This window comes from Methylobacterium sp. yr668, from assembly GCF_900116245.1.
GTDB lineage: Bacteria > Pseudomonadota > Alphaproteobacteria > Rhizobiales > Beijerinckiaceae > Methylobacterium.
This window is the reverse complement of the sequence record NZ_FOZY01000043.1, coordinates 1-23564: the sequence shown is the minus strand read 5'-3', so window position 1 is coordinate 23564 and position 23564 is coordinate 1. Positions and strand designations below refer to the sequence as shown.

20 protein-coding genes and 3 pseudogenes are annotated in these 23564 nt (G+C 65.1%); 12 read left to right on the top strand and 11 right to left on the bottom strand.

From position 1 onward, the window contains the following. Positions 1-40 precede the first annotated feature (40 nt). A pseudogene (locus BM419_RS28585) lies at positions 41-334 on the top strand (transposase); the annotation flags it as partial. Positions 335-605: 271 nt separating this feature from the next. Here the strand turns inward: BM419_RS28585 and BM419_RS28580 are convergent. Beyond that, a complete protein-coding gene (locus BM419_RS28580; RefSeq protein WP_107684819.1) occupies positions 606-1625 on the bottom strand; it encodes an IS110 family RNA-guided transposase in 1020 nt (339 codons plus the stop codon). Positions 1626-1716: 91 nt separating this feature from the next. Here BM419_RS28580 and BM419_RS28575 point away from each other — a divergent pair. From BM419_RS28575 to BM419_RS28560, 5 genes and pseudogenes are all read left to right on the top strand, one after another. Beyond that, positions 1717-2520, top strand: a pseudogene (locus BM419_RS28575) (IS3-like element ISMdi5 family transposase); the annotation flags it as partial. Positions 2521-2694: 174 nt separating this feature from the next. Continuing rightward, complete coding sequence (locus BM419_RS32125; RefSeq protein WP_139257151.1) at positions 2695-3027, top strand: hypothetical protein; 333 nt, start codon at positions 2695-2697, stop codon at positions 3025-3027. A 33-nt stretch (positions 3028-3060) separates the two neighbouring features. Further along, positions 3061-3315, top strand: a complete 255-nt coding sequence (locus BM419_RS28570) for a hypothetical protein (RefSeq protein ID WP_091683092.1) — start codon at positions 3061-3063, stop codon at positions 3313-3315. Between the two features lie 38 nt (positions 3316-3353). After that, entirely contained in the window at positions 3354-5930 is a 2577-nt protein-coding gene (locus BM419_RS28565; protein WP_091928426.1) for a CheR family methyltransferase, read from the top strand. A gap of 386 nt (positions 5931-6316) precedes the next feature. Beyond that, positions 6317-6949, top strand: coding sequence for a tyrosine-type recombinase/integrase (locus BM419_RS28560; RefSeq protein WP_091928431.1), 633 nt, complete (start codon positions 6317-6319; stop codon positions 6947-6949). A 230-nt stretch (positions 6950-7179) separates the two neighbouring features. Here BM419_RS28560 and BM419_RS28555 read toward each other — a convergent pair whose 3' ends face one another. From BM419_RS28555 to BM419_RS28530, 6 genes are all read right to left on the bottom strand, one after another. Then, positions 7180-9084 (bottom strand): ATP-binding protein, encoded by a 1905-nt coding sequence (locus BM419_RS28555; RefSeq protein WP_091928425.1) that lies wholly within the window; start codon positions 9082-9084, stop codon positions 7180-7182. Continuing rightward, complete coding sequence (locus BM419_RS28550; RefSeq protein WP_091928424.1) at positions 9081-10076, bottom strand: ATP-binding protein; 996 nt, start codon at positions 10074-10076, stop codon at positions 9081-9083. The genes BM419_RS28555 and BM419_RS28550 overlap by 4 nt, the downstream gene beginning before the upstream one ends. A gap of 2 nt (positions 10077-10078) precedes the next feature. Next, complete coding sequence (locus BM419_RS28545) at positions 10079-10483, bottom strand: anti-sigma regulatory factor (RefSeq protein WP_091928423.1); 405 nt, start codon at positions 10481-10483, stop codon at positions 10079-10081. Beyond that, a complete protein-coding gene (locus tag BM419_RS28540; RefSeq protein WP_091683084.1) occupies positions 10464-10865 on the bottom strand; it encodes an STAS domain-containing protein in 402 nt (133 codons plus the stop codon). The genes BM419_RS28545 and BM419_RS28540 overlap by 20 nt, the downstream gene beginning before the upstream one ends. Before the next feature lie 4 nt (positions 10866-10869). Then, the gene (locus BM419_RS28535; RefSeq protein WP_091928422.1) at positions 10870-11742 is read right to left on the bottom strand and encodes an STAS domain-containing protein; all 873 of its coding nucleotides are present in this window, start codon (positions 11740-11742) and stop codon (positions 10870-10872) included. Between the two features lie 503 nt (positions 11743-12245). Continuing rightward, complete coding sequence (locus BM419_RS28530; protein WP_280141974.1) at positions 12246-12656, bottom strand: response regulator; 411 nt, start codon at positions 12654-12656, stop codon at positions 12246-12248. 163 nt (positions 12657-12819) lie between these two features. Between BM419_RS28530 and BM419_RS28525 the strand changes: the two genes are divergently transcribed. Beyond that, complete coding sequence (locus BM419_RS28525; RefSeq protein WP_091683079.1) at positions 12820-13683, top strand: transglutaminase family protein; 864 nt, start codon at positions 12820-12822, stop codon at positions 13681-13683. A 301-nt stretch (positions 13684-13984) separates the two neighbouring features. Here the strand turns inward: BM419_RS28525 and BM419_RS28520 are convergent, their stop codons facing one another. Both BM419_RS28520 and BM419_RS28515 read right to left on the bottom strand, forming a co-directional pair. Further along, on the bottom strand, positions 13985-15346 hold the full coding sequence (locus BM419_RS28520; protein WP_244540901.1) for a DUF2252 domain-containing protein: 1362 nt from the start codon (positions 15344-15346) through the stop codon (positions 13985-13987). 139 nt (positions 15347-15485) lie between these two features. Continuing rightward, positions 15486-16646, bottom strand: a complete 1161-nt coding sequence (locus BM419_RS28515) for an FAD-dependent monooxygenase (RefSeq protein ID WP_091928420.1) — start codon at positions 16644-16646, stop codon at positions 15486-15488. Between the two features lie 73 nt (positions 16647-16719). Between BM419_RS28515 and BM419_RS28510 the strand changes: the two genes are divergently transcribed. After that, complete coding sequence (locus tag BM419_RS28510) at positions 16720-17358, top strand: TetR/AcrR family transcriptional regulator (RefSeq protein ID WP_091928419.1); 639 nt, start codon at positions 16720-16722, stop codon at positions 17356-17358. 215 nt (positions 17359-17573) lie between these two features. Here BM419_RS28510 and BM419_RS28505 read toward each other — a convergent pair whose 3' ends face one another. Beyond that, positions 17574-18476 carry an alpha/beta fold hydrolase gene (locus BM419_RS28505; protein WP_348273210.1) on the bottom strand — a complete coding sequence of 301 codons (903 nt, stop codon included), beginning with the start codon at positions 18474-18476 and terminating at the stop codon, positions 17574-17576. Positions 18477-18499: 23 nt separating this feature from the next. Further along, positions 18500-18835: a GIY-YIG nuclease family protein gene (locus tag BM419_RS28500; RefSeq protein WP_091928429.1), complete on the bottom strand. Its 336-nt coding sequence runs from the start codon at positions 18833-18835 to the stop codon at positions 18500-18502. A 118-nt stretch (positions 18836-18953) separates the two neighbouring features. On the opposite strand from BM419_RS28500, the gene BM419_RS28495 reads away from it, so the two are divergent. The 4 genes and pseudogenes from BM419_RS28495 to BM419_RS28480 all read left to right on the top strand — a co-directional run. Continuing rightward, entirely contained in the window at positions 18954-19559 is a 606-nt protein-coding gene (locus BM419_RS28495; RefSeq protein WP_091928417.1) for a DUF2239 family protein, read from the top strand. Positions 19560-19713: 154 nt separating this feature from the next. Then, positions 19714-20856: pseudogene (locus BM419_RS28490) on the top strand (IS3 family transposase). 314 nt (positions 20857-21170) lie between these two features. Next, positions 21171-22919, top strand: a complete 1749-nt coding sequence (locus BM419_RS28485; protein ID WP_139257150.1) for a site-specific integrase — start codon at positions 21171-21173, stop codon at positions 22917-22919. A 379-nt stretch (positions 22920-23298) separates the two neighbouring features. Further along, the coding region (locus BM419_RS28480; RefSeq protein WP_139257149.1) for a transposase at positions 23299-23564 on the top strand (266 nt) is incomplete at its 3' end.

The following is a 23564-nucleotide window of genomic DNA, read 5'->3' as shown; positions in this document are numbered from 1 at the left end:
ACACCTCTGATACGCTCATGCTGAGCGGGGAAGGTGTCGGATGGCGAAGACGAGACGAGAGTTCACGCCCGAGTTCAAACGCGAAGCGGTCGCCCTGCTGGAGAGCAGCGGCCGGCCACAGATGCAGGTCGCGGCCGAGCTTGGGATCCAGCCCTCGATGCTGAGGCAGTGGCGTGCCACGCTGAACGGGGCCTCACCCGGGCCGCGGTCTGCTGGATCGACGGGCGCCTCGCCACCAAGCCCAATTGCGTCCCCGTCCGATCAGGCCGCCGAGATCGCCCGACTGCGGCGGGAGCTCGACCGCACGCGCATGGAGCGCGACGTACTAAAAAAACGTATGGCCCGCCCCGTCTGCAAGGTGGTCGGTGAAGGTGCCTGTGTCCGGTCTGCACAAACGTATCCGGCATGTCGGCGCAGTGGCCGCCGCCAAGATGGAGAGCCGCACGCCCCGGGCCTCATAAGCACGTCGGCCTCGAAGAGCCGCTTTTTTTGCCAGGCTTCCGGAACGCCGCTCGACCGTAAGGCCATCTTCACTGTCCTCCCGCAGACCTCATGGACCCGCGCCGGCCTCTCGTAGTCCGGTTAGGGTCGACGTTTGCGATGTCTCAGGCGTGAGCCGGCTCCGGCTGCCGCTCGAAGCTCACGCCCTTCCGCAGCGTTGCCCAGGCGATCCGAGCGAGCTTGGCGGCGAGCGCGACGACCACGGCGTTGTAGTGCGCCCGCGCCAGCAGACCTCGCAGCCATTGGCCGGTCGCGTCCTCAGCTTTAGCCATCGAGGGCAGCGCCGCTCTCGCCCCGTGGATGAAGAGCCCGCGCAGGTAGGAGTTCCCCCGCTTGCTGATGCCGAGCAGCTTCGGCTTGCCGCCCGTCGTGTGCTGGCGTGGTACGAGGCCGAGCCAAGCCGCGAGATCACGGGCACGCGTGAAGGTGCTGCCGTCATCGACGGCAGCACGCAGAGCCGTGGCCGTCATTGTTCCGATGCCCGGGATCGACACCAGGCGGCGCGCCGCCTCGTCGGCACGAGCATGCTCGACGAACTCGCGATCGAGCGCCGCTATGCGGCGATCGAGGTCCGTCCACTCGTCGCGGACCTCTCCGATGAGGGATCGGATGCGTGGTCCGATCTGCGCCTCAGGGTCCTGCATCAGAGCTCCGATTGCCATCTCGAACTTGCGCCGGCCCTGCGGGAAGGTGAGACCACGCTCCAGCAAGATCGCGCGGAGCTGGTTCATGAGCATGGTGCGCATGCTGACCAGCCGCGACCGAACCCGATGCAGGCTCTGCATATCGAGCTGTTCCTGTTCCTTCAGGGGCACAAAGCGCATGGTCGGGCGTGTGGCTGCCTCTGCGATCGCCTCGGCATCACGATCGTCGTTCTTCTGCGCTTTGACGTAGGGGCGAACATACTCCGGCGATATCAGACGGACGGTGTGCCCTTGCGCTACGAGCAACCGGCCGAGATGATGGGCTCCGCAGCAGGCCTCCATCCCAACCACACAAGCCGGTAGCTTGGCCGTCAGTCCGACGACCGTCTCACGCCGCGCGCGGCGGCGCAGGACGACAACTCCAGCCGCATCGAAACCGACAAGGCTGCAGCTGTTCTTGCCGAGGTCGATACCCAGCACGGCGATCGAGCTCTTTGCCATTCCAGATCCCTCCACGTGTCCGTGGCAGGAGAATGCCACGATGGTTCAGTGAGGGGCGGGCCATCCCATAAGCCATCGGCATCTTCGCGGAGATGCCCAAGTGACCTTCGCCTTCATCGAGCAGCATGCGCGGACCTGGCCGGTGCGTCTCATGTGCCGCGTGCTCGGAGTCTCACCCAGCGGCTTCTACGGATGGCGGTCACGGCCTGAGAGCGCCCGCTCGGCCTCCAATCGCCAACTCCTGGACGACGTCCGGCGCATCCATGCCGCTCACCACCGACGCTATGGTGCCCCACGCGTGCATGCCGCCCTGCGAGCCGAGGGCCGGTCCGTCAGCCGCGGGCGGGTGGAGCGTCTCATGCGCCGGCATGGCATTCGTGCCCTGGCGGGGCGTCGGTTCCGGCCCTGTACGACCGACAGCCGTCACGATCTCCCCATCGCGCCCAATCTCCTCAAGCAGGACTTCTCAGCCGCGCGACCCGACACGGTCTGGCTGGCTGATATTACCTACCTGCCGACCGGCGAGGGCTGGCTGTATCTGGCCGCCGTCCTCGATCTGGCCACGCGCAAGATCGTCGGTTGGTCGATGCGCGATCACATGCGCGCTGAGCTGAGCGTAGCGGCATTGATGATGGCCGCCCAGCGGCAGCGGCCGGCCGCCGGGCTCATCTGCCACTCGGATCGCGGCAGCCAGTACGCGGCCGAGGCCTATCGGAAGCAGCTCGCCGCAATGGGGGCCAGGCCGTCCATGAGTCGGACCGCCTGTTGCTACGATAACGCCCCGATGGAGAGCTTCTTCCACACACTCAAGGTCGAGCTCGTCCATCAGCGACGATGGGCGACCCGGGATGAAGCGCGGCGCGATCTGTTCGCTGATCCTCCCTCGGCATCGCGGACACCTCTGATACGCTCATGCTGAGCGGGGAAGGTGTCGGATGACCGAGCCGCGGTTTACACAAGTTTGCCGCATCTAGAAATTGAGAGCATGATTGCCCGTCAAGCCCAAAGTCGATCGACGCTTCGGCGTGCTGCGAAGTTTGGAACGCCTATGAATGACCGCCTCCATCTAGCAGATCGGAGCCTTGAGGTTGCCCGCGAATTGCGTGCGGCGGCCGAGGAAACAAGGCGGACGCTGGATGCATCGAGTGAGCTCGTCCGGCGCTCACGGGTTCAGTCGAACTCCATGGCTGGCTCAGCGACGCTCAGCGACGACGTTGCGCCCTCGCAGTATCTCGTGGAGTGCCTCATCGACGCCTACGAGGCCGCGAAAGATGAGCCCGACGTACTGACCCGCAACCTCCTCGGTCAGGTGCTCCATCATGTCGGTTGTCGCATCGCGAGAGCGTTTGGACCAAAGGCGGTCGGGCTCGCAACGCATTGATCGACGGCCCGCAAGCGCCAGTGGAGGTGCCAGATGAACGGCGACGATCCGCAGGCCGGCTGTGACACTGACGCACTGGACCGCATTGCGCAGGCCCTGGGTGTTCCCGTCGCGGCTTTCCTCGCAGACAAACCGGATGAGGCCCCCAACGTCGCAAATGCGGTGATGGCAATGGGTGATCCGGCTCACGTTGTGACGTTGCTGCGCCTGTTCGCGCGGCTGAAGAGTCCCGAAGCGCGGGCCCGCTGCCTAGCCTACGTCGTGCAGGAGGCCACGCGGGACGACTGATCCGCGCGGTTGGCCTCGACAACGGGTGAGAACGCAGGATGCTGAAACCCGACGAACGGGGTGGCATCGATCCGGGGGCTCAGAACGGGGTGATGGACCAGGACCACTTTCCAGTTGTCGGCATCGGCGCGTCCGCAGGCGGCATCGAGGCGATGCGGAGCTTCTTCCGAGGGGTGCCCGAGACGCTCAGGGCCGCCTTCGTGGTCGTGACGCATCTCAGCCGGGGACATAAAAGCCAGCTCCCGAACGTGCTGGCCCAGTTCACGTCGCTCGAGGTCGAAGCCGCCACCGACGGTGTGCCGGTCCGCCCGGGCCACGTCTACGTCATGCCTGCCGGTTTCGTCATGGGCATCGCGGGCGGCCGGCTGACTTTGACGCCGCTGGAGCCAGCGGGCCGCGAGACCAAGCCGATCGACCTTTTCCTGACCGCCCTGGCCCTAGACCAGGGCGAGCGTGCGGTCGGCGTGATCCTGTCCGGCGGCGACGGCGACGGTGCCATCGGCGTCAAGGCGATCAAGGAGCACGGTGGCCTGACCCTGGCTCAGACCGCGGATGGTTACGGCCCCGAGACCGCGGACATGCCGCTCAGTTCACTCCGGACCGGCTTCGTCGATTTCGGCGAGATGGCCGACCGGATGGGCGAGCGGATCGCCGCGCACGCCGCCGCGCACCTCGCCGCCGCGCCGGACGCGCTGGCCACCCAGGGCGACGCGGACGCGCGGGGGCTCGACGCCGAGCTTCTCACCGAGATCTTCGCCATCCTCCGCCGCCAGGTCGGCCACGACTTCTCGGGCTACAAGCCCAGCACCTTCGTGCGCCGCCTTCAGCGCCGCATCGGCATCGTCGGCGCGGCCGGGCCGAACGGCTACCTCAAGCTGCTGCGTGCCGACCCGGCCGAGGTCGGGGTGCTGTTCCGGGACCTCCTGATCGGCGTGACGAACTTCTTCCGCGACACCGCCGCCTTCGAGTCCCTGGCCACCCAGGTCATCCCGAAGCTGCTCGACGCACGCGCGGCGACCGATGTCGTGCGGATCTGGGTACCGGCCTGCTCGACCGGCGAAGAGGTCTACTCCCTGGCCATCCTCCTGCGCGAGAACATGCTCACCATGGCGGATCCACCGCGGGTGCAGATCTTCGCCACGGACATCGACGAGCGTTCGCTCGCGGTAGCCCGGACCGGCCGCTACCCGAGGGCTTACCTTGATGCTGTCTCTCCCGAGCGGATCGCGCAGTACTTCGTTGTCGAGGGCGACAGCGCGGTGGTCGCGAAGTCCGTGCGTGACCTGTGCACGTTCGCCCCGCACAGCGTGCTGCGCGACCCGCCGTTCTCGCGCCTCGATCTCATCTCCTGCCGCAACCTGATGATCTACCTCGGCGTCGAGGCCCAGCAGCAGCTGATGCCGGTGCTGCACTATGCCCTGCGGCCGCGCGGCTACCTGTTCATCGGGATGGCCGAGAATGTCACGCGGTTCGAGGATCTGTTTGAAACGATCGACAAGCGGAACCGCATCTTCCAGGCTCGCGACGCGATCCCGCCGGCGCGGCTGCCGCCGATGTCAGGGCCGGACACGCCGACCTTCACGAATACCGGCCAGCCGCACCGGCGCCAGGTGACGACGCACGCTGCCCTGCGGCACGCAGTCGAGACGCAGATGCTGTCCGAGTTCACACCGCCGCACGCGGTTGTGACGCGGACGGGCGAGGCCGTGCACTACTCGTCGCGGATCGGCGATCACCTGGAAGTCGTGCCTGGCCAGCCAACCCGGGAACTAGCCGCGATGGCGCGCAAAGGCTTGCGCCTGGATCTCCGGACAGCCCTGCGCGAGGCGATCGAGGGCAACACCCTGGTCTCGCGTGGCGGCATCGGCGTCGAACTGCCGGACGGCCGTCTCCAGTCGATCTCCCTGGTGGTCAAGCCGCTGAACACGCCCGGCGCGATCGAGCCGCTTTTCTTGGTCGTTTTCAACGAGGCCGCTGCCCCCATCGAGAAGGAGCGCCAGCAGGCGCTGGAGGCGAACGAGCGGGACACAGCGCTGCAGGGCCTTGAGCGTGAATTGAGTGTGACGCGGGAACGGCTCCAGGCTGTGATCGAGGAATACGAGACCTCCCTCGAGGAACTCAAATCGTCGAACGAGGAGCTGTACTCGGTCAACGAGGAGATGCAGGCCGCCAACGAGGAGCTGGAGGCGTCGAAGGAGGAGACACAGTCTCTGAACGAGGAACTTCAGACGGTTAATTCCGAACTGACATGCAAGATTGAGGCCATAGATCAGTTAATCGAAGATCAGGCCACGTTGTTTGAGGGCATGAACGTCGCGAGCGTGCTTCTGACTCCGGATCTCCACATCCGCATGTTCACCAACGCGGCGGCGCAGATTTTCGGCCTACAACCGAGTGATGTAGGGCGCTCCCTGCGCAACTTCTCTGCGCCGATTCCTCTAGCTTGGATGTTGGACGAGATCCCGACGGTGTTGGCGGCGAACCGGCCCTCCGAGCGGACGATCGAGGGGGCTGACGGCGCCCGCTACCGGGTCCGGCTGATGGCCGCGACCCGCAAGGGCAGCCGCATGCCCGGGATCGTCGCCAACTTCACGGACCTGATCGAGCAGGAATGACCGACCGGTTTGCACGCCGCGCCTGCGACCTCGGTGGCCCACACGCACTGGCGTGACGCAGACACAGTAGACTGCGCCAGCGCGTCGTAGGTTGCTACGGCATTGCAGGGCTTACCCGCCTTTGGGGTACAGGAGAGAGCGAATCCTGTCGCCGATCAAGGTCGAAGGTAGAACGTCAGCTATCTGGCGGCAGACTAAGCTCCGATTGCTACCCCGAGCCGAAGCTGTCAGTCGGCCGAAATTATGACCGCTTATGGGAAGGGCTCCCCGCGCTCTAAGTGGCTGGGTTGGGTCGCCAACGGAACGTCCGCATATGCCCCCATCTTCAGAGCCTCGGTTCGGGTGTCTCCTTCCCGCGTCGGCATGGGCCGGCGAGGAGACAGATGATGGGACATTCAGCACACGATCCGGCTACGAAAGGGCGGCCGGCTTGGAACGCTGGCCGCAAGCTCGGCGCCAAGCGAGCCCTCAAACCTCAACAGGTCTGGGTCATCCGGTTCTGGCTCGACCGCGAACGGCGGACACGCGACCGGGCGCTGTTCGACCTCGCCATCGACAGCAAACTTCGTGGCTGCGACATCGTAAAGCTCAAGATCGGCGACCTCGTCAGCGGTGGTCGCGTCCGGAGCCGCGCCATAGTCATCCAGCGCAAGACCGGCCGACCAGTGCAGTTCGAACTGCTCGAACCCGCCCGTACCAGCATCCTCGCATGGCTGGAGGCCAGGGGTAGAACGCTCGACGACTATGCCTTCCCGAGCCGGCTCGACGGCGTCACGCATATCAGCACCCGGCAGTATGCGCGCCTGGTCGATGAGTGGGTCACAGGCATCGGGCTGCGCAGCGAGGACTATGGCACCCATTCCCTCCGACGCACGAAGGCGTCGTTAATCTACAAGCGGACCGGCAACCTGCGTGCCGTCCAGATCCTGCTCGGCCATACCAAGATCGAGGGCACGGTCAGGTACCTCGGCGTCGACGTCGAAGATGCTTTGACCCTAGCCGAGGGAACTGAGATTTGAGCGTTCGGCCCCTCGGCTTCTGCGTCGAGGGGCTTCGAGACCAGCCCAGCAGCAATGCGCCCATTCCCGCCGTACAGCCTCACCCCAGCGCATCGCGGAAGCAGACGCTTCTTCAGCAGTCGAGACGTCGCGGGTTCGGAAGCCACGTGAACGTGCGCGATCTGGTCGAGACCATGAGTGGGAAGTTGGCCATGGCCGACTGCGGATAGCGCGTCACCGGTGGATGAGCATCAGCAGTTGTGAGGCGAGGCGCCGATGATCCGACGCAAAACCCGGCCAACCTGCGCGGCCGAATAGGGCTTGTGGATTAACTCGAAGCCGTGGCTGTCCTCCTGGGCCAGGACATGGCTGTAGCCCGAGGCCAGGATCACCGGCAGGGTCGGAATGCGCATGCGCAACGCTCTGGCGAGCTCAATCCCGCCCATACCTGGCATGACGACGTCGGAGAAGACGGCATGAAAGCCTGCACCGTCCGTCCCGAGACGCTCGAGCGCCTCTTCCGCGTTGACGACCCACTCGGGTGCGTATCCGAGATCCTCCAAGATCTGGGTGCAGAAGCCTCCGACCTCCAGGTTATCTTCCACGAGCAGGATGCGCTGACCGAGACCGACCGGCGACAGAGCGGCGTCGGGGTCGGAGACAGAGGCTTCGGCTGTCTCGGACGAGACTTCGGGCAAGTAGAGGGTGAAGACCGTCCCCTGGCCGCTCTCGCTTGTCACATCCACGTCGCCGCCGGACTGCTTGGTAAACCCGAACACTTGGGAGAGTCCGAGACCCGTGCCGCGCCCGACGTCCTTGGTCGTAAAGAACGGTTCGAATATGCGCCCGAGTACCTCCGGGGGGATGCCCGAGCCGGTGTCGGCGAGCGAGACCGCCACGAACGGCCCACGTGAGCCGGCATGCCCCCGGATCATCGGCATGGCCCGCCCGGCCGCCACCCGCATCGTCAGCGTGCCGCTGCCGTCCATGGCGTCGCGGGCGTTGACGGCGATGTTCACCAGGGCCGTCTCGAACTGGTTGAGGTCGGCGCGTACCAGGGCGGGTCTGTCCGACATCTCGACCCTGACTTGGATGCGCGTGCCGGTGATGGTGTCGAGCATCTCGGCCACGCCGCGCAGGCGTTCACCGACCTCGAACACCTCAGGCTTCAGGGACTGGCGACGTGCGAAGGCCAGGAGCTGTCCGGTCAGCTTGGCGGCGCGGTCGACGGTGTCGGAGACGGCGTCCATGTACCGCTTGCGCCGGTCTTCCGGCAAATCCGGGCGGCGGAGGAAGTCGACGGACGAGCGGATGATGGTCAGCAGGTTGTTGAAGTCGTGCGCGACGCCGCCAGTCAATTGCCCGACCGCTTCGAGCTTCTGGGATTGCCGCAGGTCCTGCTCCATCCGCTCGCGCTCGACCGCCTCGGCCAGGAGCCGAGCGTTTGCCTCAGCAAGTTCGGCTGTGCGGGCAGCCACTTGGCTTTCCAGGAGAACGCCCGCCTCGCGCAGGAGCACGGCTTGTGACTCCAACTCCGCGTGGAGCGCGACCACGCCCCGGTTCGTCTCGGAGAGTTCCTGGTTCAGGCGTTTGGTTTCCTCCTCACGTTCGGCCAGCGCGGCGAGGCTGCGCAGAAGCTCCCGGTTCTGCTCGCGCAAGGCGACCAGCGGTTCCTCAGTCCTGGCCCGGGCGACATACTCGGCTAGGGTCGCGAGCCTCGGTCCCGTAAAACGTCCGGTCCCGGATGGAAGCCGCTTCCCGAACGTCACGACAGTGCCGTTGCCGGCCACCGTGTCGACCTCGAAGCGGTCCATCAGCCGCCGTGAACCGGTGATGCCGATGCCGAGGCCCGTCGTCGAGCGGAAGCGCCCTTCGAGGATGGCGTCGAGATCGGCGATGCCCGGTCCCTTGTCGCTCACCCTGATGACCAGGAACTGCTCGCCTCTGTCCCGATCGAGCTGATCGAGGCCGTACTCGATGCGACCGCCACCGGCGTAGCCGTAGGCGTTGCGCGCGATCTCGGACACTGCCGTGGCGATGCGGGTCTGGTCCTGGATCTCGAAGCCCAGGCGCTCGGCCAGCCGGCGCACGCGCTGGCGCACCGTCGCGATATCGTCCTCGTGCTGGATAGCACTGGTGAGGAGCGGCCACCTCATCGCGTCCCATCCCGCACGACGAGCACGGTGGCATCGTCCCGGGCCCTGGCGAAGTCGCGATAGATCACCCCGGCCACGAGCGTCGGATGGGCGGCGGCGATGCCGGGATGGGCGTCCAGCGACCAAGCCGTGGCGATCCCGTCTGAGCACAGCACGAACAGGTCGTCCGGCCGCATGGGGTACTCGAACTCCTGGATGCGCCGAGCCGCGTGCCCTGCCGTCCCGGCGAGGCTGACCGTCCGCTTGGTCACGGTGCCGGAGACGACCGCACCCAGCACGTTGCCGATGCCGGCAAACGCGAGAGTGCCCCGGTTCCGCTCATACCGCGCGACGGAGATCGCACCCCCTCGCGTGTGCGACAGGCCTGCATGGATGGCGGACAGAATCGCGGCGGGCGGCTTGTCCTGATGTCTCCGGAACAGCTTCAGCGCTTCTTCGGAAGCCTTGGCGGCCTCCGGCCCGTGGCCGAGGCCGTCCGACACCACGGCGGTCCAGCCGTCGGCGCGCTCGCGCACGGCGTAGGCGTCGCCGTTGGCGGTCTCACCCTTCAGGGGGACCGCCACCGCCCCATAGCCCGGCACGGCGTCCGAAACGGTCTTCCTGTCGATTGAAAGGCGCGCCAACACCGCCGTGCCCAGCTCGGGGCGGGACACGATGTCGAAAGCGTCGGAGATGCGGCGCACCGCGCCAAGGCCCTCGCCCGCGCTGCCGCCAGTGGAGTGTCCGTCCGTCAGGGCCAGACCGAGATTCGAGAACCCTTCGCCCTTGTCGAGCACGAGGATCTCGACGCCCGAGCCTGTCCCGTCCTCGTAGGTGCCGACCAAGACCTCGCCCGGCACGCCGTACTTGACCACGTTGGTGGCGAGTTCGGTCACCACGAGCGCGATGCGGCCAGCCGCGGTCTCGTCGAAGCCGATGGACTGAGCGACGGCCACTGCGCGTCGTCGGGCCTCGGCCACTTGGCTCGCTTCCGTGACGGTGACCCGGTCCATGTTCATTTCCACCGGGTGATCATGACGCGAGTTCCGACGCCGGGGCTCGATTCGATCTGAAATTCGTTCGAGAGGCGCTTGGCCCCGCCCAGGCCGAGGCCGAGGCCCTTGCCGGAGGTGTAGTGGTCAGTCATCGCCTGCTCGATGTCGGCGATGCCGGGGCCCTGGTCCTCGAAGGTCAGGCGCAGGCCCTTGCGCGTTCCGGCCTGGACGATCTCCGCGCGGACCTCACCGCCACCCCCGTAATCGAGGGTGTTGCGCGCGAGCTCGCTCGCGGCGGTGATGATCTTCGTCTGATCGACGAGCCCGAGGCCGATGTCGATGGCGAGGGCACGCACGCGTTGCCTCACGCGGACGACGTCGTCACCGGACCGGACGGGGATGGTCTCAGTCTTCGAGACCGTCACGGTCGCTCCAATGCCCCGCGCCGTCCTCGGGCAAGCGCGCCTTCAACAAGGCCATGCCGCGCTCGACGTTGAGGGCTGTCCTGATGCCGGTAAGCTCCAAGCCAAGCTCGACCAAAGTGATGGCGACCGCCGGCCGCATACCGGCCAGGACCGTTTCCGCGTCGAGGACGCGCGAGACAGCCGCGATGCTCACCAACATGCGCCCGATGAAGGAATCGACGATCTCCAGCGCCGAGATCTCGATGAGCACGCCGCGCGCGCCGGTGCGCGCGATCATCGCCGTCAGATCCTCCTCCAGGGCCAGCGCGAGGCGGTCGTGCATGTCGACCTGGATGGTGACGATCAGCGTGCCGCCGAGCTTGAGGATCGGGATGCGGTCCATGGCCTCAGCGGCGCTCCTCAGCCGACTGCTGGCGCACAACCTTGCGGCCAGTCCGCCTGAGGGCGAGCGCGAAGGCGTCGGCCAACGTCGCCTTCGAGATAACGTTCAGCTCCACGCCGAGATGGACCATGGTCTGCGCGATCTGCGGCCGGATGCCGGAGACGATGCAGTCGGCGCCCATCAGGCGGGCGGCCGCCACGGTCTTGAGCAGGTGCTGCGCCACCAGGGTGTCGACGGTCGGCACGCCGGTGATGTCGATGATGGCGATCTCGGCCTCTTCGTCGACGATGGCCTGGAGCAGGTTCTCCATCACGACACCGGTGCGGGCACTGTCGAGGGTGCCGATGAGCGGCAGCGCCAGGATACCGTCCCAGAGGCGAACCACGGGCGTGGAGAGCTCGGCGATCTCCTGCCCCTGGCGCCCGATGACCTCTTCGCGGCTGGCTAGGAACACCTCCATCGTGAGCAGCCCGAGCCGGTCGAGTACCTTCCCCGCCGCCCATACGCCGGCGGCCAAGGCCGAGGCGTCCGCGGCCGAATTGCGCCGCAGCGCCTCGAAAATCGGCTCTTTGAGCGAGAAGACGAAGTTGGCGGTGTCGGTCGGCGTGAACCCCTGGATCGCCCGCGAGCGGGAGATATCGGCGAGGTTTTCGCGCAGCGGGGTATAGCTTTCCGCGTCCGCGTCGACCCCACCGGACGAAAGTCCGTCCCGAAGCAGGCCGAACACGGCCTTGGCCTGGGTCTGGAGCTCGGCCTCTCGGATCCGACCGCTCTGCAGGGAGGTCCCTTTCCGGAGAGATATGTTCCAGGCTTCGAGGATGGCGGCCTCGTCTTCCGTGAGCGTCCTTTTCAGGACCTCGACGCCGTCCATTCGCATCAGGTTTTTCCCATCGTTATGATGCAGTCTCTATCCCGGTATTGAGCCTCTCGATAGGCGGCATCGCTACAAAGGAGCTGACCGCGGCAAATTATTTCCCGCCTTCGGCTCTACTTCTTGTCTCGTTAATTTCGGTAACAGGGATCGCTGCATTGCCGCCGCGGACGCCTCACGTCCACTGGGCGCGGCCCCCAGACCAAGATAATTTACACAAAAGTGTGGCCTGACTGATTATCAAAGTTTTTATCAATGCGGCGGCAGCGGCGACGACAAGACAGCGCCAGCATATGAGAAGGCGTCTTCCTGGATCGACAGGGACTATCCAAATCGAAGCGGTTGCTTGTGGAGCAGCGCCTCTGCTTTCCCGTCCGACCTCCTCCGGAATTTACCAGCGGCTGACGCCAACTTCAGGCGATCAGATAACCCGAGGACGGGCGTCTCCAAGAGCTACTTCCGGTCGCGAAAGACTCTCGCATCAGGTACGAAACGCCAGGTTCGAAAGACTACGTCCTCAACTGTTTCGGGTGCCTCTCGTCCGGCAGTGTTTTGCGGACATGATGCCGGACGACCTCGGCGCTGAGCGGTTTGCCGATGAACGTCGCGCCCTCCGGCAGGTCGCCGGGCTCAGGCGCGGCCCGGCCCGAGGCGACCACGACCGCGATGTGCGGCCAGCGCTCATTTGTCTGCCTTGCCAAGTCGAAGCCGTCGGCATTCCCCGGCATGTGCACGTCAGTGAAGAGTAGTTGAACCGCGTCATGATGCTGATCCAATATTCGCAGAGCCTGGACGACGTTCATCGCTTCCAGCACCTGGAACCCCGCATCCTCAAGGATACTGGTCGCCTCCATCAGGATCAGGGCGTCGTCGTCGACGACGAGGGCGTGGGGCGCATCGCCCTTGGAATCATGTGTCACACAGCTAAAGCTCGCTCGGGAGCGGAAGGTTGCCTCCCGATGGAACCGTGATCTGGGCAGATCGTCCAATTTTCAGGGCCGGTACGTGGCTGGATCCATGCTAGGCTGCGTCGCGGCAGCCTGCATGCCGTGCACAGCCGGGCCGGACCGAAGGGACAGATTTTTGATCGACCTGCGTATCCGCCACCAGACGATGTACCGCTATCGCCAGCCCGTCAATCTCGGACCGCACCGGCTGATGATGCGGCCGCGGGAGAGCCGCGACCTGCGCCTGCTGTCGAGCAACATCACCCTGTCGCCTGACGCCACCGTGACCTGGGCCTACGACGTCGCCGGCAACGCCGTGGCGACGGCCACGTTCGGGCCCTCGACTGATCGCCTCGTCGTGGAGAGCGTATCTCGGGTCGAACTCTCGGCCGAGGCTTATCCCGTCTTCGCCATCGCCGCCTCCGCCATCGCGTTCCCGTTCCAGTACACCGATGACGAGTGGACGGACCTCGGCGCCCTGACGATCCCGCAATATCCGGAGGGGGAGCCGAGCCTGCGGGCCTGGGCGCAGGGGTTCGTGGCGTCCTGCCCAACCGACACCCTGTCGCTCCTCAAGGATCTGAACGCCGGGGTCGGTGGCACCATCGCCTACCAAGGTCGGGAAGACGAGGGCACGCAGTCGCCGAGCCAGACCCTGTCTCTGGGGATGGGGTCGTGCCGGGACCTGGCGACGCTCTTCGTCGAGGCGGTGCGCAGCCTCGGCTTCGGAGCCCGGGTCGTGTCCGGCTACCTCCACGACCCGTCGCGAACGCTGCTCGGCTCCGCCGATGCGGGAGCCACGCATGCCTGGGCGGAGGCCTTCCTGCCGGGTGCCGGGTGGATCACCTTCGATCCGACGAACCGCAGCGTCGGCGGCGCGAGCCTGATCCCGGTCGCGGTCGCACGCGACATTCGACAGGCCATGCCGCTGGTCGGAAGCTTCGCCGGGCCGGCGGACGCCTTTCTGGACATGTCTGTGGAGGTCAGCGTCGGCGGGTAGGCTTGATGCAGCCAGAATCTGCCGCCTCAGGCAGCGGTCCGGCTGTGCCGGGTCCGGCATGGGGATCGACGTCGCAACGCTCCGGCGATCCAGAGGCCGGCACGCCGGACGAGGCGGCCATGCGTAGGGGAGACGGTTCGACCCGTCACAGCGCCCCGGTCCGGCGACGGCTCGGCTCGTGCGGCGCCAAGTTCGGGGCTTTACGCGCGGGCGAACGACGCCGTCGGTGCAGGCTCGACCAGGGTCCCACACACCGAGAGAAGCCCGCTGTGTCCGGGCGATCGCGACCGCACCCGTAAGGTCAGAGATGCGGATCGTCGGCCGCGCGAAGCCTGCCCGCCGCGATGGCGTCCCGAAAGGTCCGATAATCCTCAGCGTTCCGTTCTCCGTAGGCCATAGCCCAGTCGGCCAGGGCTTCGCGCAGATCGGCACGGCCGTCATGACCGCAGTAACCTGCGATCGCTGCCGCATCCCCGGTTCGTGCGTGGGCCTTGGCGAGCAGCGCTCCGTACCCGTGCGAGAAGTACAGGAGTGATCGGCCTGTCATGCGCGCGACCGGGATCTCGCCCTTCATGTTCTTCATCTGCCGCACGTAGAACGGACGCCCTTCGATCTTCGTCCATCCCAGCAGCGGATCGCCCACGGCCTGCAGGAGGCGCTGACCGTAGATCACGCGCTCGCCTTCGTGATCGGCATAGGGCCTGGGCATGCCGCGCAGATAGGGCGCGTGCGCCGGCCGCACGGCTTCCTTCACTTGGAGGAAGAGGACGTCTCGATCGGAGTTGCCGCACAGCAGCGCGACGTAGGCCCGGGTCCCGACGCTCCCGACACCGACGACGCGGTGGGCCACGTCGACCACATGGTAGCGGCTGAGCATGAACCGCCGCTCGCGCGGCAGCGTCTCGGCGTAGCGCTCCAGACCGGTGGTCACAAGCTCGCGCGTGGCCTCATCGACGCGGACGAGGATCGGCGGCTCCTCGCGAAAGCGCCAGCCACCGTCCGTGCGACGCTCGCCAACCTGGTCGAGCAAGCTCGTGTTGTTCTTCCGCCGCGCCTTCTCGACAGCCCTGTGAACCACAGCCTGTGAGCGCGCGTCGATCTCGATGCCGGCGAAGGCGAGGTCCTCGGCGCGTGCCGCGCGCCGCCACACGTCGAGCGAGCCGCGCGGGGCGAGATCGTCCATCGTGTGCTGGTAACCCGCCACCGCGCTCAGTACCGCCTGCCGCCGTTCCGATGCGGCGACGTCTGCATCCCGCGCGGCGACCTCAATGCTCGCGCAAAGCCGCTTCAGGTCCCACTCCCACGGCCCGACCGTCACCTCGTCGAAGTCGTTGAGGTCGAGCACCACATCGCCCTGGGGCGATCCAAAAAGCCCGAAGTTCGAGATATGCGCGTCGCCGTTCATAACTACATCGATGGCGCCGCGCGGTCCCTGTGCCAGATCCCAGGCCATGACTTGCGCGGCGCCGCGCAGAAAGGCGAACGGCGAGGAGGCCATGCGGGCGACCCGCAGCGGGATCAGGTGTGATTGCCGTCCCGCGTGCGCCGCTTCGATGAGGGTCACCGGGTCGGGACGATCGCGGGCGATATTGAGGTTGGCATGGGCAGCGTGGGGCAGTTCCAGGCGCAGAACCTTGCCGGCCGCCCGGTGATCTGCCCCCACTGGAGTGGTCTGCCCTGAAGTATGGCCTTCGGGCCAATTTGCTGGGTTAGGGGCAGCCGGTTTCGACCCCGAGCGGACGGCCCGCATGCGACCCAACTCGGCCAGTGGGACTGCCGTCGGAACTTCTCCAAAGCGGCCGTCAAACGCCGATGTCACCGATGGCCAGCTTACGATCTCGCTCTGCCATTTCGCCCTCGTCGCCGGGAAATAGCATCTGTATGCTGTCGATCGCGGCCCGTTCTTGTACTTGCTCAACGAACGGCCGTAGCCCTTCCTCATAAGCGTGAAATGCGGCGGCATGGTTGTCCGGATATCGCGCCAGGGCGTCGGCCAGCCTTCCCGCGCCGATGATGGCCATCGAGCCACCGAGGCCTGCGAACGGGGACACGCAATAGCCTGCGTCGCCGACAAGAACGATGCGCCCGTGAGACCACGTCGGCATCCTGATCTGGCTGATACGATCAAAATAGAAGTCGTTGTCCTCGCCCATACGAGCGAGCATATCCGGTATCTTCCACTTCAGACCGGAAAAATTTTCCCTGATCAGGCGACGTTGCTGATCCTTGTTCCGGTAGTCGTATTCGATCTCGCCGGCTGTGCGAAACCCGAAGCCAATATCTGTACGATCATCATAGCCGTTCAGCATCGCCATCCGCCCAGGAACGGCAAAAAGCTCCGAGCTGTTCGGTTCGAGCAGTCCGGTGTCTGGCACGACTTTGAGGTAGAAATATCCGCCCATGAAATGGGTGAACTGCTCACCGTCGCCAAACGCCAGTCTGCGCGTATTGGAGCGATTTCCATCGCAACCACATATCAGTGCGAATTCGTGCTGACTGCCGTCGCTGAACGTCGCCGACACCGTCTCCGGACGCTCTTCAATCGCCACGATCGAACGGTTGAACCGCAGTTCCACATCGCCCTCGATCGCGCCGCACAGTACATCCAACAGGTCGTCGCGGTGGATCTCGTAGCGCGGCCCCCCCTCATCGTCTGGGTGGTGGGCCATATCGCCCAGCGTTGCGTTTTCCGCATCCTTGAAGGCGAAGCGTCGAGGGGGAAGCGTTCGAGCGCTAACAGCGTCCATCAAGCCCATGCGTGTCAGGATTGCGATTGTCTCGCCCTCGATGTCGACGGGCGTCCCGCCGCGCCGCAGACCCGGTGCGACCTCAACTACCGTGACGCGGTATCCAAGCTGGTTCAGCCAGAATGCTGTGGCCAAGCCGGCGAAGCTCGCGCCGCTGACGAGTGCGGCTTGCGTTTCGGTGGAGGACGCACCGGATATCACGGTTGACGTTGGCATGCCGTCACCTCAGAATGATCTCGATATGAAACTATACTGAGTATATATAGACGTGCAGGATCAGGCAAGCCCCATGCTGGACAGGCGCACCCGGAAGCGGCTGGCGACGCGCCAAGCCATCTCCGATGCAGCCACGCGTCTGTTCATGGAGCACGGCTTCGACCGGGTGACAGTCGACGAGATCGCGGAGGCTGCCGATGTCGGCCGCATGACTGTATTCAATCATTTCCCTCGCAAGGAGGACATGTTCTTCGATCGTGAGGATGAGGTACGCGGAATGGTGGCCGCGGCCATCCACGGGCGGGATGAGGGAGCAAGCCCGGTCACCGCACTGCGCTTGCTCGCTCATCGTTGTATCGAGGACCGGAACCCTCTCCTCCCGCTCTTCGGTGCGTCGCTGAGGTTCGTGGCGACGGCACTGGCCAGCGAGGCGCTGAAGGCGCGCGCCCGTCAGATGTGCAGCGAGTTCACGCGCGTTTTGGCAGAGATGATGGCAGAGGCGGTTGATCGACCCGCGGACGATCCCGACGCGCATCTGGTGGCGGGCTTGCTCGTGGCGACGTGGAGCGTCGCCTTCTTCGAAGGGTACAAGGTGGCTGAAACGCCCGGCGATGCCGCGGCTGCCGGTCGCGTCTTTCTTCGTCTGATCGATCGTGGTTTCCAAGCCGCCGCGGGCGCGGCAGCGGGAACTCCCTATGCCGAAGCGGGATGAGAATATTTGAAGGCGCAATGACTGGCAGCAGATATTGTGGGGGGTTGCTCAGGGCTGTGCGCGGTTACCGCGATTATATTCGCAACAACGAATCCGTTGCCCTGAAGCCGATCTGACAAATAAGTGGACGGTCTGCTATCGACCCACTATCGCCAAAGGGACGGCACAACAGCCTTCTTAAAAGCGGTCGCTTGAACCTGTGGATTCAGGCCCTTCTACAGTCCCGAAATCGAGATGCTTGAACGGCAAGCGGTTCGCTCGATTGCATCGGCAATGGTCCGGTACAGAGATGGCGGCAGATCGTGCCCCATCCCGGGGATCAACATCATCTCCGCATTCGGGATCGCGGCCGCGGTGTCCTCGCCGCAGGCAGGCGGAAACAGAGGATCCTCTGTCCCATGAACAACAAGGGTGGGCGCCGTGATCGCGGCGAGCCGTGACCGGCGGTCGCCAGCTAACCCAACCGCTGCGATCTGGCGTCCGAACCCACCCGGCGCACGGCCTCGCCGAACTTCCTTCCAGAGGAGAGCACGGTGGGCCTCTTCGTCGAATGGATGTGCCGTACCTGCAATGCGCCGCGCGAAGGCAACGCCGTGATCGAGGAAACCAGCCTCGTCCAAGGCGGGATCGGGGGCGGGGCGCATCAACATCGTCATGACGTCAGGCCCTGCCGACGGCAGGTCCGGATTTCCCGTGGTCGACATGATTGAGGCGACCGAGAGCACACGAGACGGGTGCTCGCTCGCCAGGATCTGGGCGATCATGCCGCCCATCGAGCGGCCGACAATGTGGGCTCGGCGGATGGACAGGGCATCGAGCAGGCCGAGCGCGTCCGAGGCCATGTCGTCGAGCGTGTAGGCGAGTTCCGGCCGCCGTCCCTCAGTGAGCGCCGAGGCCAAGGTCGCAAAGTCCATCGCGCCATGCTCAGCGAAGTGGGTTGAGCGTCCCGTGTCCCGGTTATCGAACCGCACGACGCGGAAGCCGCGCGTCACCAACTCGCGGCAGAAGGCGTCCGTCCAGCGGATCATCTGTGTACCGAGCCCAGCGATCAGGAGGATCGTCTCAGCCGCCCCGTCGCCGAAGCTGTCGTAGGCCAGGGTGATGCCGTTGGCCGCCACATGGGCTGACCTAGGTTCCGAGCTCATATCCGGACGGCCCGGAGTTGCTCCGCCCACTGGATAAGGCGCTCCCTCATCACCCGGTCACGGACGTACGCGATCTCTTCAGCGTCCAACCGCTCGACGATTTCGAAGCTGAACGCCTCGGATCCATGCGCATTCCACGCGGTCTGGAGCGAACGGTGCGTGTTCGTGCCCTGCCGGAGAGTGAACCAGAGGCGGTTCTGGATCTTGGACAGGTCGGGCGCGCCGCCGACCCAAACCTCACCGGAGGCCGTGCAGTGGACAGCGTAGATGCCGCTGTCGACGTCTCGCTTCTTGTAGGCGCTCACGGCCGCCTTTCGGTCTTCCATTCTCATCATGTGCCCTCACAGCTTGGCGGCGACGCTATCGAAGGCACCCCGGTGACGCAATATCACCCGGGTAAAATTGACATCAAGTGGTCGATCCGGCTAAGGTGGAGAGGATGGAGGCGCCATGCCTGAAGACCCAATCAGGACGTTCACCGCGTTCGCGGGTGTGCAGCGGCTCGCCAGCGGTCGCTTGATCGACGTGGCTCTCGCCGTGAAAGCGCGGGCGGCGGAAGAAGGCGATCCGATCCTGACCTTCGACGACAGGTCGGGCTCCGTCATCGACCTCGATCTGCGTGGAACAGAGGCGGACATCACCGCACGGTTCGCCGAACTCGCGAATGCGGGAGACGCTACGAGCACCGTTGAGAGCCGAACGGATCCTGATGGTGCGCCAAGAAGCCGAGGTCGCCCGAAACTCGGGGTCATCGCCCGCGAGGTGACGCTGCTTCCCCGTCAGTGGGAGTGGCTTGCATCCCAGCCAGGAGGTGCATCGCAAGCGTTGCGGCGCCTCGTTGATGAAGCGCGGCGGGCAGATGGTAGGCAGACCCTGATGAAGGCCGCGAGAGAGGCCGCCTACCGCTTCCTTTCGGCGTTGGCTGGCGATCTGCCCGGGTTTGAGGAGGTGATCCGGGCGCTTTTCGCCGGGGATGCCAACGGCTTTGCCGAGCGCATGACGGCATGGCCACCGGACATCCGAGACCATGCGCTGAAGCTCGCAGCCCTCACCTGAGCCAGCGAACGACGGCCGATGGCTGAGGTCCGCCCCGTGCAACGGCAGCTTTTCCAGATCCGCGTCAGAAAGCTGACATTCCGGAAACTGACCTGACCGGCTGGCTTTGGACCGGGCTGATTGAGAGGATCAGTTGGGCCCGAAGGCGTTGGACATGGGGCGAGGTCAGAAGACGAGTGCGGAGCAGGTCGTGCTGAAGCTGCGCCAGATCGAGGTGCAGACGACCCAGGGCAAGAGCTTGGCGCTGGCGTGCAAGGAGGCGGAGATCTCCGAGCAGAGCTATTACCGCTGGCGCAAGGAGTACGGCCGTCTCCAAGTCGATCAGGCCAGGAAGATGAAGAGCCTGGAGCGCGAGAACGCGCGGCTGCGGCGGCTGGTAGCCGATCTATCCTTGGAGAATCAGGTGCTGGCGGACGTCGCCTCGGGAAACTTGTAGCCCCCGAGCGACGCCGGCCGGCGGTCGATGGCATCCGGGAGAAGTACGGTCTCTTCCGAACGTCACGCCTGCCGGATCGTCGGTCAGCACCGCGGCACGCAACGCTACGTGCCGACCTTGTTGGCGGACGAGGATGAGCTGACCCGCGCCATCATCGCCCTGGCGTCCGAGTACGGGCGCTATGGCTATCGCCGCGTCACCGCGCTGCTGCAGGCGGCAGGGTGGCAGGTGGGCAAGGACCGGGTTCAGCGCATCTGGCGTCGCGAGGGGCTGAAGGTCCCGCAGAAGCATCGGCCGCGCAGCCGGCTTTGGCTGAACGACGGCTCGGGCAAACGGCTGCGCCCGCTCCGCCGCAACCGCGTCTGGAGCTTCGACTTCGTGCAGGCCCAGACGCACGACGGCCGAACCTTGCGCATCCTGACGCTGATCGACGAGCACAGCCGGGCGTGCCTCGCGCTGAAGGTGGCGCGGCGGATCAACAGCCTCGGTGTGATCGAGGCGCTGGCCGACGCCATGTGCCTGCACGGCATCCCGGAGCACATCCGCTGCGACAATGGCCCTGAGATGATCTCGAAGGCGCTGCGCAAATGGGTCGCCAAAGCTGGCTCGCAGATCCAGTACATCGCACCGGGATCGCCGTGGGAGAACGGGTACTTTGAGAGCTTCAACGGCAAGCTGCGCGACGAGTGCCTACGCCAAGAGATCTTCGACTCGCTGAAGGAGGCGCAGATCGTGATTGGTCGATGGCAATCTACCTACAACCGCGTCCGACCGCACTCGTCGCTTGGCTATCGGCCACCTGCGCCTGTTAGCTTCCCAGATCTGGCCTTCCGGCTACCCATGGCCGCTACCATGCAGTAGCCTCCCACTCGGCCCGGGCCAAATTACCGGCCAGGTCAGGTGAGGGTCGTCGTCCCGGCAGCGTGGCAGTTCGCGGGCGCTCGGACAACGCGGAAGCGAGCGTTGATTCGGCTGACGGTGGTACGCTGGTGGTACGCTCGCCTGACAGCGTACCACGGTCCCCTACTAAGTGCTTATGAGGATTGGAGCGGGCGATCGGGATCGAACCGACGACATTCAGCTTGGGAAGCGGATTCAAGCTATTTCGATCGTAGCGCTTTTACAGATCTATACCACGCGAGTCGTTGTCTTTGCAAAGGAATTTGACACGCGCGGTGACCCGTGGCGATCATGACATCCTCAGTCGGCGGTTGTACGATCGGTTGTACGGCGAAGGAACGGCCATGGTCGGCGAAAAATACTCGAGCCTTTCGAAAAGCATCGATAACCGCGACGTCGCCGATGCCGTCAAGCAGGCTGCGGCAGGGAAATTCAGAGGTTTGGTCGTCGAGTGGCACTCGAATGTCGAGTCCGCGCTCGTGCTGCGAATGCGGGGAAAGAGGGTTGGCTGGTACCTTCGCTACAAGACCAGGACCGTGAAGCTCGACGTGCCGATACAGACCGACGTCGGCGTGATGCATATCGGTGCGCAGGTCGCTCGACTTATGATCGGGGAAGGCGGCGACCCGAGGCTCGCTGCCCGGCGATTCGAGGAGCATGTCCGTGAAAACACCGATCATTCGGACCACGACCTTCTCGTGGCTATGGGGGCGGTGGAGGCCTTGCCGTCCAGCGCTGGACCGAAGACGCTCGCGTGGACCTGGGGAGAGGCCGTCGAAGCTTTCCTAAAATACAAGCTGAAGAAACTTAAGGAGCCCTGGCTAAGTCAATATCGCAATACCATGCGGCTTCCCGCGTTCTCGGCTATCGAGCACATGCGACTGGATGAAATCGACATCGCGATTCTGGATGGAGTCCGGGATGAAATCGCCGACGACTGTGGCATTTCCACCGTCTACCGGGCCGTGCAGCAAGGCAAGGCCATGCTCGATTGGGTGTGGAAGTACAAGGCGGGGGCTTCGGGCCTGACGTGTCAGTACGATTGGTGGCGGCGGTGGTCGGTGGAGTACAGCAGCGGCAAGCGGCGTCGGCGGCCGACGATCGCGCAGATCGCTCGGACGCTCGTGCTCGCCGAGCGATACGGCTTTCCGGGAGCGGACGCAGGCGACAACGGCCCGGGAACGCTCGGCGCACTGTGGGCTGTCGCGTTGACTGCGCAACGGGCCGGACAGGCCGTCGAAATGCGGACCGCTCGGCTACTGACGATCGATCCGGATGAGCTGGAAGATCAACTCGGTGGACGACCGGAGCTGGGCTATCGTTTCGAGGATGATTTCCCCACCAATTGGCGCGTTTACACGTGGCACTCGGACGAGATGAAGGCAAAATCCGGCGAAGGGCTCCCGCATTCGTTGCCTTTACCGCCGGAAGCGGTCGAGGTTCTGCTTCGTTTCCGAGAAACCGGGAAGCGCCCGGGGAAGCCCTATCTGTTCCCGAGCGCTAAAGGACCGGGGCACGTCACGAAATCGGGATTGAACATTCTGCTTTATCGCCTCGAAGGGCGGCGCCAGCAACCGAAGCGTCCGTCGAAGGCGGTGAATCCGCGGCCGAGGAAAACTCAGGCGCAGGCGCCGGTGAACTATCTCGAGAGACATGCGATCCCTTACTGGTCGCCCCACGACGTGCGGCGGACCTTGACCACGTTCCTGAAGAGTCGCCGATTGGGAGGGGCGGCTTCCGCCATTCTCGGACACCGGACAGGTCGCGATTCCGAAGAAGCCGAAAGGGAGCGAATGCTTGCGGTGACGGAAGTGCATTACGACCAGTCTCAGAACCTGACGCTGAAGGCGGAAGGCATGCGTCTGTGGGTCGACGCCGTATTGGAGGCGTACAAGAAGGAGCGAGACAAGTTCGATCGAGCTTCATCGGTATCGGGACACGTCGGCGCCGAGCTGCCGTCTACGGTAGGCGCGGTCGAGAACGTCGACGTCTATCAGGCTGGCTCGGCAGCGAACGCGGGGTAGGTCGCCGACAAGGCAACGGCGCTCCACCCGGGGGCTACGCCGAGTGCTTGACGAATTCCAGGCGCGCCATTTCAAACGCAGGTGCGGAGATCATGAGGCCGCCGTTCTGCACGGGGTGCAGCGTACTGGGAATGTCGACGAAGGATCGTGTCCCGCCGCGATCCGCGAGGTTCTCTGCGACGGTACCAACGGCAGGACGGCGACACGGCAGGACGGCGGCGATGCCACGGAGTCCTTAAAGACCGATTGCGGTGGGCCGCCGCGCAAGACGGCGGGACAATCTGATTTACCTCCACCGCGAGAAGCCTGGTCCCGTTGATCCGCCCCCAATGAAGTGGTCCGCCCTTTGGTATGGCTTTCGAGCCTGGAGGACGGATCGATGTCGAGGAAGCGACCCAAGCCTGAGGAGATTGTCGCAAAGCTGCGGCAGGCGGACGTGCTGGTCGGCCAAGGCCAGAGCGTGGCGGAGGCGATCCGCGCGATCGGCGTGAGCGAGGTGACGTACTACCGCTGGCGGCGTGAGTACGGCGGCCTGAAGTCGGATCAGGTCCGGCGGATGAAGGATCTGGAGACGGAGAACCAGCGGCTCAGAAAAGCCATCGCGGATCTCACCCTGGACAAGTTGATCCTGCAGGAGGCGGCCCG

Bases quoted from the DNA above. Each gene is read 5' to 3' on its own strand.
- BM419_RS28555 (WP_091928425.1), bottom strand. From the start codon at position 9,084: ATGAGGTGGCCGCTCCTCACCAGTGCTATCCAGCACGAGGACGATATC.
- BM419_RS28570 (WP_091683092.1), top strand. From the start codon at position 3,061: ATGAACGGCGACGATCCGCAGGCCGGCTGTGACACTGACGCACTGGAC.
- BM419_RS28535 (WP_091928422.1), bottom strand. From the start codon at position 11,742: ATGCGAATGGACGGCGTCGAGGTCCTGAAAAGGACGCTCACGGAAGAC.
- BM419_RS28565 (WP_091928426.1), top strand. From the start codon at position 3,354: ATGCTGAAACCCGACGAACGGGGTGGCATCGATCCGGGGGCTCAGAAC.
- BM419_RS32125 (WP_139257151.1), top strand. From the start codon at position 2,695: ATGAATGACCGCCTCCATCTAGCAGATCGGAGCCTTGAGGTTGCCCGC.
- BM419_RS28540 (WP_091683084.1), bottom strand. From the start codon at position 10,865: ATGGACCGCATCCCGATCCTCAAGCTCGGCGGCACGCTGATCGTCACC.
- BM419_RS28500 (WP_091928429.1), bottom strand. From the start codon at position 18,835: ATGAGAATGGAAGACCGAAAGGCGGCCGTGAGCGCCTACAAGAAGCGA.
- BM419_RS28515 (WP_091928420.1), bottom strand. From the start codon at position 16,646: ATGCCAACGTCAACCGTGATATCCGGTGCGTCCTCCACCGAAACGCAA.
- BM419_RS28510 (WP_091928419.1), top strand. From the start codon at position 16,720: ATGCTGGACAGGCGCACCCGGAAGCGGCTGGCGACGCGCCAAGCCATC.
- BM419_RS28495 (WP_091928417.1), top strand. From the start codon at position 18,954: ATGCCTGAAGACCCAATCAGGACGTTCACCGCGTTCGCGGGTGTGCAG.
- BM419_RS28550 (WP_091928424.1), bottom strand. From the start codon at position 10,076: ATGGACCGGGTCACCGTCACGGAAGCGAGCCAAGTGGCCGAGGCCCGA.
- BM419_RS28560 (WP_091928431.1), top strand. From the start codon at position 6,317: ATGGGACATTCAGCACACGATCCGGCTACGAAAGGGCGGCCGGCTTGG.